The sequence below is a fragment of the Metabacillus dongyingensis genome (genome assembly GCF_019933155.2).
Lineage (GTDB): Bacteria > Bacillota > Bacilli > Bacillales > Bacillaceae > Bacillus_P > Bacillus_P dongyingensis.
On the sequence record NZ_CP082944.1, the window covers coordinates 4,418,406 to 4,432,803 of the forward strand.

General features: G+C 40.4%; 14 protein-coding genes and 3 riboswitches. Of the genes, 7 read left to right on the forward strand and 7 right to left on the reverse strand.

Features of this window, described 5'->3' with window-relative positions:
• The first annotated feature begins 6 nt into the window (after window positions 1-6).
• From K8L98_RS21950 to K8L98_RS21970, 5 genes are all read left to right on the forward strand, one after another.
• On the forward strand, window positions 7-1,197 hold the full coding sequence (locus K8L98_RS21950; protein ID WP_223438089.1) for an SIS domain-containing protein: 1,191 nt from the start codon (window positions 7-9) through the stop codon (window positions 1,195-1,197).
• A 26-nt stretch (window positions 1,198-1,223) separates the two neighbouring features.
• The gene (locus K8L98_RS21955; RefSeq protein WP_223438090.1) at window positions 1,224-2,075 is read left to right on the forward strand and encodes a tagatose bisphosphate family class II aldolase; all 852 of its coding nucleotides are present in this window, start codon (window positions 1,224-1,226) and stop codon (window positions 2,073-2,075) included.
• Between the two features lie 7 nt (window positions 2,076-2,082).
• Window positions 2,083-3,051, forward strand: coding sequence for a 1-phosphofructokinase family hexose kinase (locus tag K8L98_RS21960; RefSeq protein ID WP_223438091.1), 969 nt, complete (start codon window positions 2,083-2,085; stop codon window positions 3,049-3,051).
• Window positions 3,029-3,958, forward strand: a complete 930-nt coding sequence (locus K8L98_RS21965; RefSeq protein ID WP_223438092.1) for an ROK family protein — start codon at window positions 3,029-3,031, stop codon at window positions 3,956-3,958. The genes K8L98_RS21960 and K8L98_RS21965 overlap by 23 nt, the downstream gene beginning before the upstream one ends.
• Before the next feature lie 152 nt (window positions 3,959-4,110).
• Window positions 4,111-4,965 (forward strand): SDR family oxidoreductase, encoded by an 855-nt coding sequence (locus tag K8L98_RS21970; RefSeq protein ID WP_223438093.1) that lies wholly within the window; start codon window positions 4,111-4,113, stop codon window positions 4,963-4,965.
• Between the two features lie 31 nt (window positions 4,966-4,996).
• Here the strand turns inward: K8L98_RS21970 and K8L98_RS21975 are convergent, their stop codons facing one another.
• From K8L98_RS21975 to K8L98_RS21995, 5 genes are all read right to left on the reverse strand, one after another.
• A complete protein-coding gene (locus K8L98_RS21975; protein WP_223438094.1) occupies window positions 4,997-6,202 on the reverse strand; it encodes a M20 family metallopeptidase in 1,206 nt (401 codons plus the stop codon).
• Between the two features lie 19 nt (window positions 6,203-6,221).
• Window positions 6,222-7,052: a MetQ/NlpA family ABC transporter substrate-binding protein gene (locus tag K8L98_RS21980; RefSeq protein ID WP_223438095.1), complete on the reverse strand. Its 831-nt coding sequence runs from the start codon at window positions 7,050-7,052 to the stop codon at window positions 6,222-6,224.
• 13 nt (window positions 7,053-7,065) lie between these two features.
• A complete protein-coding gene (locus tag K8L98_RS21985; protein WP_223438096.1) occupies window positions 7,066-7,716 on the reverse strand; it encodes a methionine ABC transporter permease in 651 nt (216 codons plus the stop codon).
• Window positions 7,706-8,737, reverse strand: a complete 1,032-nt coding sequence (locus K8L98_RS21990) for a methionine ABC transporter ATP-binding protein (protein WP_223438097.1) — start codon at window positions 8,735-8,737, stop codon at window positions 7,706-7,708. The genes K8L98_RS21985 and K8L98_RS21990 overlap by 11 nt, the downstream gene beginning before the upstream one ends.
• An 89-nt stretch (window positions 8,738-8,826) precedes the next feature.
• A riboswitch (SAM riboswitch) is annotated at window positions 8,827-8,934 on the reverse strand.
• Between the two features lie 84 nt (window positions 8,935-9,018).
• Window positions 9,019-9,132: riboswitch (SAM riboswitch) on the reverse strand.
• 76 nt (window positions 9,133-9,208) lie between these two features.
• Window positions 9,209-9,622 carry a DUF4395 domain-containing protein gene (locus K8L98_RS21995; protein ID WP_223438098.1) on the reverse strand — a complete coding sequence of 138 codons (414 nt, stop codon included), beginning with the start codon at window positions 9,620-9,622 and terminating at the stop codon, window positions 9,209-9,211.
• Window positions 9,623-9,837: 215 nt separating this feature from the next.
• A riboswitch (SAM riboswitch) is annotated at window positions 9,838-9,945 on the forward strand.
• 74 nt (window positions 9,946-10,019) lie between these two features.
• On the opposite strand from K8L98_RS21995, the gene K8L98_RS22000 reads away from it, so the two are divergent.
• Both K8L98_RS22000 and K8L98_RS22005 read left to right on the forward strand, forming a co-directional pair.
• On the forward strand, window positions 10,020-10,790 hold the full coding sequence (locus K8L98_RS22000; RefSeq protein WP_223438099.1) for an alpha/beta hydrolase: 771 nt from the start codon (window positions 10,020-10,022) through the stop codon (window positions 10,788-10,790).
• Window positions 10,791-10,840: 50 nt separating this feature from the next.
• Window positions 10,841-11,572 carry an AAA family ATPase gene (locus tag K8L98_RS22005; protein ID WP_420828804.1) on the forward strand — a complete coding sequence of 244 codons (732 nt, stop codon included), beginning with the start codon at window positions 10,841-10,843 and terminating at the stop codon, window positions 11,570-11,572.
• A gap of 464 nt (window positions 11,573-12,036) precedes the next feature.
• On the opposite strand, the gene K8L98_RS22010 is transcribed toward K8L98_RS22005, so the two are convergent.
• Together K8L98_RS22010 and K8L98_RS22015 are read right to left on the reverse strand one after the other, a co-directional pair.
• Complete coding sequence (locus K8L98_RS22010) at window positions 12,037-13,377, reverse strand: D-serine ammonia-lyase (protein WP_223438100.1); 1,341 nt, start codon at window positions 13,375-13,377, stop codon at window positions 12,037-12,039.
• Window positions 13,378-13,504: 127 nt separating this feature from the next.
• Window positions 13,505-14,377 carry a Cof-type HAD-IIB family hydrolase gene (locus K8L98_RS22015; protein WP_223438101.1) on the reverse strand — a complete coding sequence of 291 codons (873 nt, stop codon included), beginning with the start codon at window positions 14,375-14,377 and terminating at the stop codon, window positions 13,505-13,507.
• Window positions 14,378-14,398: the final 21 nt, after the last annotated feature.

The window sequence follows — 14,398 nt, forward strand, 5'->3', positions numbered from 1 at the left end:
ATAGCAATGAATTTATTAAGCTCAAAAGAAGAACTTGCAAGTGCAGGCGCCCTATATACATCGAAAGAAATTATTCAGCAGCCCAAATTATGGGCAGAAGCAGCTGAAATAATCCAACAGCAAATTGATCAAATCACTTTGTTTTTGGATAACATTCAAAGCAGACATGATCGAATCAAAATCATTTTTACCGGAGCTGGAACTTCTGCTTTTATAGGAGATACACTCCTGCCTTATCTTAAAATGATTTCACAAGACTCAAAATTTGATTTAGAAAGTATTCCTACCACGGATATCGTATCGAATCCATATTATCATTTAGAAAGAGATTTTCCGGTTTTATTGATTTCATTTGCCCGGTCGGGGGATAGTCCCGAAAGTTATGCCGCTGTACAGCTGGTTAACCAGCTTGTTCAAAATGCTTACCATATTATTATCACATGCAATAAAAATGGAGAATTAGCTAATCAGGAAGGCAGCCATTCCAGGAGCTATATTTTATTGATGCCTGAGGAGGCAAATGACAAGGGGTTCGCGATGACCAGCAGTTTTACAACGATGATGCTCTCCTGTCTTCTTCTTTTTCAGCATTACTTCGGCCGCTATACCGAAAAAACAATCGAAGCTCTTAGTGTGTCTGCCGCTCATGTTTTGCAGCAGCATAAAAATTCATTAAAAGCTATAACAGAGCAGCCTTTCAAAAAGCTTATCTATCTTGGATCAGGAGTGTTCAAAGGTTTGGCATGTGAAGCTTCGCTTAAATTTTTGGAGCTTACAGGCGGGACCATCCCTTGCATGTATGATACTTCCCTTGGATTCAGACACGGTCCAAAAACCTTTTACGATGAGAATTCAGCTGTCATTCTTTTTCTTTCATCTAATTCTTATACAAGAAACTATGATTTAGATATTTTAAAAGAACTTTTCTTAGATCCAAAGAAGGGGACGGTCATTGTCATATCTTCACAGGAGGATGATGCAGCACGCTCCTATTGTGATCACTTTCTTATAACACATGTCGAAAATCAAGAAGAAGATATTATATTATCCTTTCCATACATCATAATTGCTCAAATCCTTGCGTTATACAAATCCATATCTGTAGGACTGAAACCCGATAATCCAAGTCTTGATGGAAAAGTTAACCGTGTTGTCAAGGGGGTCCGCATTTACCCTCACCATAAATTTTCGAAATAGTAAGATAGATGTCAGGAGGCAGAAAGATGCTCATTTCTACTGAATCACTATTAAAAGACGCTCAAGAAAAGGGATACGCTGTACCAGCTTTTAATATTCATAACCTTGAAACAATAAAAGCTGTCGTGGAAAAGGCAGATGAGTTAAGATCTCCTGTTATGCTGGCAGCCACCCCAGGCACAATACGATACATGGGTGCAGACTACTTGCTGCAAATTGCAGAGACAGCTAATCGAAAACATGATATTCCTGTCTCTCTTCATCTTGATCATCACGAAGACTTGAGAGATATTGAGAGATTAATTGAATTGGGTGCAAGATCTGTCATGATCGACGCCTCCCATAAGCCGTTTGAAGAAAACGTAGAAACTGTAAGAGATGTTGTGAAATTCGCCTCCCGCTTTGGTGCATCAGTCGAAGCTGAGCTTGGAAGATTAACGGGTATGGAAGATGATCTGCATGTTGATGAAAATGACGGCATCTATACGAATCCGCTTCAAGCTAGAGAATTCGTTGAAAGAACAGGCATAGACTCATTAGCCGTAGCCATCGGAACAGCTCATGGCTTATACAAAGGCAATCCAAAACTTGATTTCGATAGACTAAGGGAGATAAGAAAAGAGATACATATTCCTTTGGTTCTTCATGGTGCCTCCGGTCTTTCAAGTGAAACGGTACAAAGGACCATAGAAATGGGAATATGCAAGGTCAATATTGCTACTGAACTGAAAATTGCTTATTCAAGCGGACTCAAAGATTATCTCCAAAAGCATCCCAATGCAAATGATCCACGGGAATATTTTTCAGATGGCATTAATGCCTTAAAGCAGGTTGTCGAAAACAAAATTAAAATGTGCGGCAGTTATAACCGGGTTTAGGACAATTATGATTTTAGTTGTATCCTTAAACCCCGCTGTTGATATTCGCTACTCAGTGCCAGAATTCCAGCCCGGAAACATTAATCGTCCAGTATTGAAAGAAAAAACTGCAGGCGGAAAAGGGCTGAATGCTGCAAGGGTCCTCTCTCTGCTTGGATATAAACCGTTATTCATAACAGGATTTTCAGGCGGTAAGCAAGGTGAGTGGATTCAGTCTGAATTGGACTGCAGCTCAATCCCCTATCATTTTCAGGAGATTAAAGAAGAAACAAGAACTTGTATTGCTATTCTTTCCAGCTGCAGTCAGACAGAAGTTTTAGAGGCTGGTCCAGAGATTTCCGAGAGTGAAATGAAAAATTTTATTGATCTTTTCAGGGCAAAAGTGAAAGAGGCTTCCTTAATTATCCTTTCAGGAAGCCTTCCTAAAGGGGTTCCAGCTGATTTTTACCGAACACTTGGTGAGATAATCAAGCTAGAGAAAAAGCGTATGCTCCTTGATTCAAGCGGAGAAAGCCTTAAGTACGGAATTGAAGCCTCTCCCTTTTTAATTAAACCGAACTTGCAGGAGCTTTCGCAATTATTAAAGAGAAAGCAATTATCGGTGGAGGAAGCAATTAAAGGGGCCCTATCATTATGCGAAAAAGGTGTCTGTTACACGTTAGTATCTTTAGGTTCCGACGGTGCCATTCTGGCATCTGAGAAAGGAGTCTGGAAGGCCGTCCTCCCTTCCATCGAGATTAAAAATCCAGTAGGATCCGGCGATAGCATGCTGGCAGGTGCTGCCTTTGGAATGCAGCTTCATTTGCATCCGGGAGACCTCCTTCGGTTTGCATGTGCATGCGGAACTGCCAATGCTGCCGAAGAAAAGACTGGATTTATCAAAGAATCAACTGTCATGGAGCTTTATCAAAAAATACAAGTTGAACAGATCTTCCCGGAGAAAGGACTAGATTATGAGAAAGGCGATTTGTTTTGATGTCGGGGGAACTTTTATAAAACATGCCGTTATTGATGAAGAAGGAAAGGTTTATGATTTCGGCAAGACCCCAACCCCTAAAGCGAACATACGAAGTGAAATTGTGCTGCTTATTCAGTCTATTGCAAATAAATCTAAGGAAACTCATTTAATAGAAGGAATCGGAATTTCTTCCTGTGGGATTGTTGATAAAAAAAATGGCAGAATACTAGTTTCAGCAAATATTCCAGACTACAGTGGATTTGAGATTGTCAGAGAGGTGGAGAATGCTACAGATCTTTCCGTTCTTCTTGAAAATGATGTTAGAGCTGCCTGCCTTGGAGAGAGATGGAAAGGGATTGCAAAAAAGTCAGATCATATCGTCATGATTACCCTTGGGACAGGCATTGGAAGCGGAATTATTGCCAATGGAAAACTGGTTGAAGGAGAACACGGTTTAGCAGGAGAATTTGGACATATGATCATTTCCATTAACGGTGAACCATGTCCTTGCGGAATGAAGGGCTGTTACGAAAGGTATGCTTCAACCTCTGCTTTTATCAGTCAATACTGTCATGCTGCCAACATTGCCCCTTATCCAAACAAGATTTCTGGGGAAACCATTATGGAATTGGTTAGAAAAAGAGATTCCATTGCTGTTTCTGTTTATGAGCAATATTTAGAATACGTTGTAACCGGCCTTGTCAATATTGCTCATTCTATTAATCCAGAGATTATATTGATTGGGGGCGGTATTTCTGAACAAGGAGAACACTTTATCAGCAGCATTCGCTCCCTGTTTAAAAAAAGAGCAATGAAAGTTTACCAAGATTACACCCGCATTGACATACCTTCGCTGGGCAATTTATCCGGATTGGCAGGAGCCGGTTACCTTGTGCTGTCGCAGGACGTTATGAAAGGAATGTAAAAAGTCTTGTACTCTTAGCTTCCGCTTTTTAAGTATCCATTTAGTCTATAATTTTCATTTTTCCTTTGGATTACAATACTCCTAAACGATAAGACACTATATAATGAAAAAATATCATATGCAGCTTTACTTATTGTTTAAGGAGGAATTTAATGTCCAAAAAAACAGTGCTTATAACCGGGGCTTCAAGCGGGTTTGGCATGCTTGCAGCACATGGACTTGCAAAAGCCGGATATCACGTGATTGCCACAATGAGAAATCTGGAAAAGAAAGCGGGACTGATGAAGTCCATACAGGATGATGCCCTTGATGAAAATGTGACACTGCTTGTGCTTGATGTCACGTCATCTGACTCCATTCAGGCACTTAAACATTTTTTGAATGAAACAAGCAAAATAGACATTCTCATCAATAACGCTGGATATGCATTTGGCGGCTTTGGCGAGGAAATTACAGCTGATGAGTACAGAGAACAATTTGAAACGAACTTTTTTGGTGTGATTGCCGTTACACAGGCTGTCCTGCCTTTTATGAGGTCACAGAGAAGCGGAAAGATTATCAATATGAGCAGCATAAGCGGATTGATCGGTTTTCCGGGACTGTCGCCGTATGTTTCGTCAAAGCATGCTCTTGAAGGCTTCAGTGAAAGCCTTCGCCTTGAAGTAAAGCCGTTCGGCATTGATGTTATTTTGGTGGAGCCCGGGTCTTTTTCTACAAATATTTGGACAACAGGCAAAAGAGTTTCACCTGTCTCAATGGAAGCAAGTTCTCCGTATTATGAATATATGATTGGAATAGAAGATGAGCTTGAACGGGGAAGAGAAAAACTTGGAAATCCAGGTGAGGTTGCTGCACTCATTGTAAAGCTTTGTAAAAAAAAGACTGGTGTTAAACTGAGATACACGGTTGGAAAAGGGGTCCGTTTTTCTCTATTTTTAAAAAGAATTCTTCCATGGAGTATGTGGGAATCGATCATCATTGGAAAACTGCTGCCCAGCAAGAAATAGAACCCATCTTTTTGACGGGTTCTTTTCCATTCTAGCTCTCTAACTCCTTGCGATTCTGAAACTCTTCCTTTATATCATTGATTAAAGCTTCATCTGTCAAAAGTCTTAATCCAGTCAAAGCAAGACCTTTTGCCCCCAGAAGCAGAGCTTTGTCACCACGCTCAGATTTAGCTGCTTCCCTGAATTCAACTGTATGTCCAATTAAAGTATCCGGACCGATTTTAATATACGGATGGATCGTTGGCACTGCCTGGCTGATGTTGCCGGCGTCCGTTGAACCTAATCCGTCGCGTTCACCAGTCTCAACATGCTCTCCAAGACTTTCAAGCTCCTGTTTAAAAACAGCATCAAATGTGCGGTTTAAAACCAGATTATCGACTTCATTTTGAAAAGCGATGACGTTCAGCTTTGCCCCTGTTGCAAGTGCTGCACCTTCCGCAATAGCTTTCACGCGTGCAGTCGCTTCACTGCATTTTTTCCGTGTATCTGCCCTGATATAAAAGCGGGCTTTTGCGTATTCCGGCACGATATTCGGCGCATCACCGCCATGTGTAATGATTCCGTGAATTTTCACATCATCTGTTACATGCTGGCGCAAAGCATTAATGCCATTAAAAAGCTGAATGACTGCATCTAAGGCATTAATGCCATGATGAGGAGCAGCTGCTGCATGTGCAGGTTTTCCGATGAACTCAAAGTCAAGAGGATCAACAGCAAGTGAATTTCCGGTAATTCTCGTTGCATTCGCCGGATGCACCATTAACGCAGCGTCAATCCCTTCAAGCAGACCATGTTTGACAAAGCTTCCTTTAGCACTGCCGTTAGGACCTCCTTCTTCAGCCGGTGTTCCGAGGACTACAACTTCTCCCCCGGTTTCATCAATCACTTTGCTCAGTGCAATAGCCGCGGCCGTGCTTGTTGTGCCAATAATGTTGTGGCCGCATGCATGGCCAAGTCCTGGCAATGCGTCGTATTCAGCTAAAAAAGCGATAACCGGTCCGCTTTTTAATGCAGATTTCTTTCTGGCAAGAAAAGCTGTTTCATGTCCGGCAACTCCGCGTTCAACGCTGAAGCCTTCTGATTGAAGAAGATCTGCGAGGAGCTTTGATGCAAAGAACTCCTCATTGCCGATCTCAGGATTTTCATGAATGGAGTGGCTGATTTGAAGATACTTCTCCTTATTGGTATCAATATTTAAAATCGCTGCTTCTTTCAGAGTTTCAACAACTGTACTCAAGATTACCCCTCCTTAGATTTTATTCTCCAATTTTGCTTAAAGGTACAAATGTAGGAATCGTACTTCCGGCATATTCTTTTTCAATAAATTCAGCTGTATCTTCTTCCTGGTAAAGCTCAACAATGCGTTTCAGTTCTTTGCGGTCCTTATCTTCTGTACGTGCTGCAATAATGTTGATATATGGAGTAGCCGTTTCATCTTCATGGAAAATTGAGTCTTTCACTGGGTTAAAGCCTGCATCTACAGCAATGCCGTTATTAATGACCGATCCTGCTACATCCGGTAATACACGCGGTGTCTGGCCAGCAACAACAGGAACAATTTCTAAGTTTTTCGGATTTGAAACAATTTTGTCCAATGAACCATTTCCATCAAAGTCCTCTGGCAGTTCAATCAAGCCTGCATCCTGAAGCAGAAGGAAAGCTCTGCCCATATTGGTTGCTTCGTTTGGAACGGCAATCTTTCCGCCTTTGGGAATGTCTTTAATAGATTTATATTTATCAGAATAAAGCCCAAGTGGAGCAATCACAGTTGTACCGATTGGTGATAGATCAAGATCGTGTTCTTTTTTAAATGCGTTAAAATAAGAAATGGTCTGGAATGCATTTGCATCAAGCTCACCTTCTGCCAGTGCCAGGTTTGGCTGAACGTAATCTGAGAATGTGACAATCTCAATGTTGATGCCTTCTTTTTCGGCTTTCTTTGCAACGAAATCCCAAATGCGGTTATCTGATCCGCTTACGCCAATTTTGACATTTACTTCTTCTTTCCCGTTTGCTGTTTTATTTCCGCAGCCTGCAGCAAGAGCTCCTACTACTAGAATAAGTGCTAGGATAATAAATTTTTTCATTTTGTTTCTCTCCCTATCGTCTTCTGATTTTTTTAGATAATAAGTTTCCTGATGATTGAAGCCCCTGAACGAGCACAACAAGGATTGTAACGGTAATAATCATGACAACTGTGTCAAAGCGCTGGTAGCCGTATGTAATGGCGAGATCCCCGAGTCCGCCGCCGCCGACAGCTCCAGCCATCGCTGATGCCCCGACAAGACCAACCGTTGCGATTGTAAGACTTAATACAAGTGAGCTTAATGCTTCTGGAACGATGAATTTAAAGATGATTTGCGTTGGTGTTGCTCCCATAGCTTCTGCTGCCTCTATGACTCCCGGGTCCACTTCTAATAATGAGTTCTCAATCAATCTCGCAATATATGGACCTGCATAAAAGACAAGCGGCACTACAGCAGCGGCAGTCCCAATTGATGTTCCTACAATTAATCTGGTTAGCGGAACAATCGCAACCATTAATATAATGAAGGGTACAGAACGGAAGATATTGACGACACCGTTCAAGATATTAAAAATAATGGCATTTTCCCATAGGTGCCCTTTTCTTGTAATGACCAGCAGCACACCAAGCGGCAGTCCGATCAAGGTTGAGAAAAGCAATGAAAAACCGGTCATTGCAAGTGTTTCGATCAGTGCATCAATAATTTGCTGTGAATTAACTAGCATGTACTTCCACCTCTTTAACTGTGACATTTTCCTGATTCATTACTAATAACGCCCGTTTAATTTCGCTTTTTGCTCCCTGCAGCTCGACAATCAAATGTCCAAACGGGATGCCCTGAAGCTCTGTGATGTTTCCAAATAAAACATTGATATCAAGATCAAACCGTTTAGCAATCTGAGAAAGCAGCGGCTGGCCCGAAGATTTGCCGACAAAGTTAATTTTGAAAATCTGTCCCTGTGCATTCTCCTCCTGCACTAATTTCAGCACAGACTCAGGGATGGAATCATTCAGAACAGAACTGACAAAGTTCGAAGCTGTTTTTGTTTGAGGATTTGAGAATACATCAAAAACTGAGCCTGACTCGATAATTTTTCCGCCCTCAATTACTGCAACCCTATCGCAAACCTCCCTGATAACTGACATCTCATGGGTGATCATTAAAATTGTAATGTTGTATTCCTGATTGATTTTTTTCAAAAGCTTCAGAATGGACCCGGTTGTTTGAGGATCAAGTGCAGATGTTGCTTCATCACACAATAGAATGGAGGGCTGTGTAGCCAGTGCTCTTGCAATGCCGACACGCTGTTTTTGACCCCCTGACAGCTGGTCTGGATATTGATTTGCTTTGTCCTCTAACCCTACAAACGACAATAATTCTGTTACTCTTTGTTTGATTTCTTTTTGAGAGGCTTTTGCAAGAAGGAGCGGCATCGCAACATTGGCGAAGACCGTTTTGGAATTCAGCAGATTGAAATGCTGGAAGACCATGCCGATTTTGCGTTTTACTTGTCTTACTTCCTTTTGGGATAGTGCCGTTAAATCGAGATTATCAACAATGATTTTTCCCGAGCTTGGACGCTCTAACAAATTCACTGTGCGGATCAGTGTGCTTTTACCGGCTCCGCTGAATCCGATCACACCGCAAATCTCCCCCTGCTTCACATGAAGATCAATGCCGTTAAGGGCTCTCACTTCATTTCCGCCGCTGTTATAAACCTTTGTGACACCTTCAAATTGAATCATATGTATTCCTCCCGTGATATTGAAAATAAAAAAACCCTCTTCTATCCGACAAGAAGAGGGCATGAATTCATAAAGAATCACTAGGTCTCTTCTTATCTCCCAGGCTTTTTGCCTGCTGGAATTGGCACAGTACTTTTTTATAAAAGTCCGCTGCCGAAGCATCATCAGGCCAGTCCCTCCGCTTCTCTGGATAAGAAATCTATTTAATTTGCTAAAAAACAAAAAACCTCTTCCTGAAAGCCAAGAAGAGGGTAAGATCAAAGGTAAAAGACCGTTCACTCTTCTTATCTCTCAAGCGAAATCACGCTTGTTGGAGTTGGCACAGTTCTCAGGAAAGTCCGAGTCTGCTGCCGAGGTTTCAAAGGGCCAAATCCCTCCACCTCTCGTGATAAGAAGTTTCATATTTTCGATGTGAGTCCTACTTTACGCTGGTATTTTCAAAAAGTCAACACTTTTTTTATAAAAATATGACTACTTTGAAAGCCTGCGGTATCGGTATTGCTGCCACTGAAAACGAATAAAGCAGCCAACACAAAAGCCTAATATGGCAACGAATGCAGCTAGCGCGACCATAGCGGTAAAGATATAAGCCAGAGTCATCCAGTTCATCATATAACCAAGAAAACCAAGACTAAGACAGATGACTGCAATCATCTGATTGAACTGCTGCTGTTCGAAATCCTCGGGAATGTATTCCGAAGGCTTTTTTCTTAAAAAGAGCTTTGCCGTCTTCATAATAGGGTTAAATTTAAAAAGAAGCCCCATTAATCCTGGAATAAGAGGTATAAGAAGAAACCAGCCGGATCCTGAAACCCAAGCGGCTGCGACAGATAACACAATAAACCATTGATTCGTTAATACAAGAGGTTTAGGAATCGTATTCACTTAAATCCCACCTATCTGATTGGAATATTAGTATTCTACTCCTATTTTTGTCATTTGTGAAGATAGAAACTTCAGGGGATTTCCCCCCCTTAAAAGCGTGTGAATGGGGTACTCAAATCGCTGATTCTCTGCTTTCATAACCTCAAAGTTTATTGACAGTTAGAAGGCGGCCGTGATAAGATCATTAAAACCAACTAAACCAATCAGAATTAAATAAATTATCAAGAGTGAACGAGAGATCTGGCTCCGCGACTTCACAGCAACCGCCGGCAAACGGAAAGGTGCTCCCACCAGCAAAGCTGCTGTGCTTTGGTTGATAGAGAAAAAACCTCTCTTTATAGCCAATGAAAGAGAGGGTTTTTTATTTTATGATTTGTATGAATTGGAGGAATCACAAATGACTGAAACGATTTACTCTGTATTGCCCGGTGCTGAAAGCTTTTTTTATAAAGGAAATGAGATTGGCATTCTGCTTTGCCATGGATTTGTAGGAACACCTCAAAGTGTTGGAGAACTGGGAAAACTGCTTGCTGATAAAGGCTTCACCGTTCTTGCCCCGCGATTAAAAGGCCACGGGACAAATGCTCACGAGCTTGAAGCCTGCTGTTATCTGGATTGGATCAAAGACATTGAACAGGCTTATTTAAAGCTGAAAAAAATCTGCCGGAAAGTATTTATTGCAGGTCAGTCTATGGGCGGCATCCTAGCTTTGCATTTAGCTGGCAAATACAAAGAAATCAGCGGTGTGATTACGATTAATGCTGCTTTAAGCGTGCCTGGATATGAGTCTTTCGAAGATCTGACAGAGCCAAGGTTCATTGCTGAAGGAAAACCGGATATAAAAGCAGAAGGAATCGAAGAAATTACTTACTCAGCTGTTCCAATTACAGCCGTTCATAATCTCCTTAATCTTATAAAATTTATAAAACCAAAGCTTTCAGAAGTCTCATGTCCGCTGCTCGTTTTTAAATCCGAAGAAGACCATGTCGTCCCTCCGGACAGCTCCGATACCCTTTTTGAAAATGTCTCATCATCTATGAAAAAAATCATCAGTCTAACTAACTCCTATCACGTTGCTTCCATGGATTACGATAAAGAAATTATTGCAGATAGAACCTCGGATTACATTCATTTGTGCTGTCATCCATTCTACAAAATTTCCGTTTAGCCAATGACATTCATCCGGCATTCCTGCTAAACTAAGTGCAGGTGATAAACATGTTTTTAAAATTAATCAAATTAAATAAAGAAGAGATTCCTTCGTTTGAAACGTATCCTTTTTCCATTCCTGCCATTTCACATTTGGATGAACTTAAAATTAAAAGCCCTGTTACTTTTTTTGTAGGCGAAAATGGATCCGGCAAATCGACTTTGATGGAAGCCATTGCCTATCAGTGCGGGTTTAATACCGCTGGCGGCAGCCATCATCTTTATGAAACTAGAAGCTCTCAATCTGATTTAGGAAAGTATATCAAGCTTGCCTGGATGCCTAAAATTAAAAATGGCTTTTTCCTAAGAGCTGAGTCCTTTTATCAGTTTGCATCCTATCTGGAAGAATTGAATGAAGAGCCATTGTCAGGTGACGTTTTTGGCCCATATGGCGGTAAATCGCTTCATCATCAATCACATGGTGAATCTTTTTTATCCCTCTTTCTCAATCGTTTCGGCAATGGCAAGAAAGCCGTCTATTTATTGGATGAGCCAGAGGCCGCACTTTCTCCATCAAGACAGCTGACCCTGCTCCGCATCATTCATGACTTAACAAAAGACGGCGAAGCGCAATTTATTATTGCCACACATTCTCCTATCCTTCTGGGATTTCCCGGGGCGAATATATTAAGCTTTGATTCGGAAAGCATAGCTGAAATCGATTATACCGAGACGGATCATTATCAGATTACAAAGTATTTTTTGGAGAAATCGCAATCGGTTTTTGGAAGAGCTTTTTAAAGAAGAATAATCTGAGTATTTACACCTTGCCTTTGCTCCTTAGGATTTCAGAGCCTTAACACCATTAATCTATGCCCCTTATAAACCTTATGGGACATTTAAGCTTACCATGCAAGAACGTCTGCCAATCCGAATAAAGAGATGTTTAAAGAAGCCTTCGGGAATGCTTTCCAAAGGCTTCATTACCAAACAAGTTTTTCACGTTTAAAGTTAAAAACTAACTGTAATGTTCTATTTCTGCAAAAATATTTGGAATCAACTTGCTATTCCTAATTGCTGGTACTACCCGAAGACGGGGAGTTTCTCTTTAACATAAAAGAAAAGATATATCATAATTCTTAGGAAGATCTTTAATTATCATAAAGAAAAACTCCAGCTGGGTACTGAAGTTATCTTTAATCTGCTTCATATCTTTAGTCACTTAAACTTCCCTTGTTTAGGAATACAAATCAGATCTAAAACATTTAAAGTGATAACGTTGCTCCTTTTTTATAATATTCGTTCATCGTTTCTTTAGGAACCATGCTTCCACCGGTAGCCCACATAAGATGTGTAGCATTTTTCATTTTATCTGTTAAGTTATGATTTTGTATGTATTCTTTTCCTTCTTTCTCAATCCATAACTTTACCGGCCCTATTACACCGGCTAATGCGGAAGGCTCCAGGTGAATGTTTTCTGTATCGACCAATGAGCTTAATAGTTTAAATAATTCATTATCACTTACCGTATAACTTCCGCTTAATAAAGACTCGATAGTTTGACCCACGAATCCTGATGGCCTTCCGACCGCAAGGCCGTCTGCTGATGTGATGTTGTCAATTCCAAAATCTTGTACAGAAACTTTATCATGCAGCCCTGTTACTAGCCCAAGTAACATACATGGAGAATGTGTAGGCTCTGCAAAGAAGCAATGTACTCGATGCTGATACATAAGTTTTAAGCCAAAAGCCACTCCTCCCGGCCCACCGCCTACTCCGCATGGAAGGTAAACAAATAGTGGATGGTTTTCATCTACAGTTATATTTAAATCTTCTAATTGTTTTTCAAGTCGAATTGCTGCCACCGCATAGCCTAAAAATAAATCACGAGAGCTTTCGTCATCAATAAAGTAACAATTCGGTTCGCTATGCGCCTGCTTTCGGCCCTCTTCTACAGCTTTGCTGTAATCTTCCTTATATTCGATAACCGTTACTCCTTTGCTTTTAAGAAGATCTTTTTTCCATTTCTTTGCATCAGCAGACATATGGACCGTTACTTTAAAACCTAATTTGGCACTCATTATACCTATACTTAACCCTAGGTTGCCTGTAGACCCTACAGCAATTGAGTATTGTGAAAAGAAGTTTCTGAATCTTTCACTATCAAGGATGGAATAATCGTCATTTACTGCCAATAAACCATGTTTAAGTGCCAACGTTTCTGCGTGTTTCAACACTTCGTAAATGCCGCCGCGTGCTTTAATGGAACCCGAAATGGGAAGGTGGCTGTCACATTTTAATAAAAATGTCCCTTCTAATGGATGCTCATACAAGTGTGATAACTGTTGATGCATCGCCGGGATGGGTACAATAGGAGATTCAATGATTCCGTTTAGTTTTCTTGTTTCAGGAAAAACTTTAGCAATGTAAGGAGCAAAACGCTTTAACCTTTCCTCGCCATCTTTTACATCTTTCTCATTAAGCGGTAGTTTTTTTAATCCAGTTTGAAATGCTTCATATTTAGGATTTGACCAAAATACTTCCTTTGTAGCAACTAAATCGTTTAATAAAGGATATTCTTTTATCCAATCTTGAATAGTTTTCATCTCTCTCCTCCTCCATTGGGATCGTACTTTTTTCTGTATCTTTATATTGCCATCTTAATGTCCAGAAGTTCTGCCATTATGATATATATCCATGCTATTTTATCGCTCTCTCCTTCGGCATTGCCACTTATTTTTGAACCACGAAGTTCTCCATATATCGATATATCGCATAAGCTACCCCATTCTCATCATTTTTGAGGGTTGTCGTTGTACAAACAGTTTTTATGACATCTTTCGCATTTCCCATTGCTACGCTGTATCCAACTTTCTGGAACATGGATAAATCATTGTTGCTGTCCCCGATTGCCATAGCCTGCTCTAAGGAGCCATTCATCGAGAAAGCCAATTTTTCAAGGGCCGTTCCTTTTGAAGCGCTTTTACTAGTCATTTCAATGTTATGATCAGCAGATGAAACAACCATCAACTCATCAAACTTTTTGAATTGGTTCCATGCTTCCTCTAATTTCTTTTTATCAAAAGAACATGCTAAAATGTTATAGAATTCTTCCTCCTGTTTTAAGATATCATGATAGTTTTCTACTAAAACATATCCAAACTGGTCAAATTGCCTTTCTGCTACTTCAACTAATTCTTTCATATCTGTACTCAAATCTGCGCTTTTCAAACTTTTAATCTCATTATGGAAATGTTCTCTTCCTTTTTTAAGAGTATAAATGGCTTTATCAGTAAACACTTCGTAATAATAATTCCGTTCATCTAACCATTGGAGAATAGATTCGACACGATCTTTAGTTATTGTAATAGAAGAAATGCACTTTCCGCTTTTTGAATGAATGGTCGCGCCATTTGTCCCGATTACAAATGGGGAAATCCCGGCTTTTTTACAAATTGTTTGAACATCAAAATAAGCCCGTCCTGTTGAAATAACTACTTCAAAGCCTCTATCTTGGGCATATTGAATCGCCTTTATATTTTCTTCACTAATTTCATTCTGGTCGTTTAATAATGTCCCGTCTAAATCTATCGCAATGAAACTCATGCTATATAGCTCCTTTTCTCA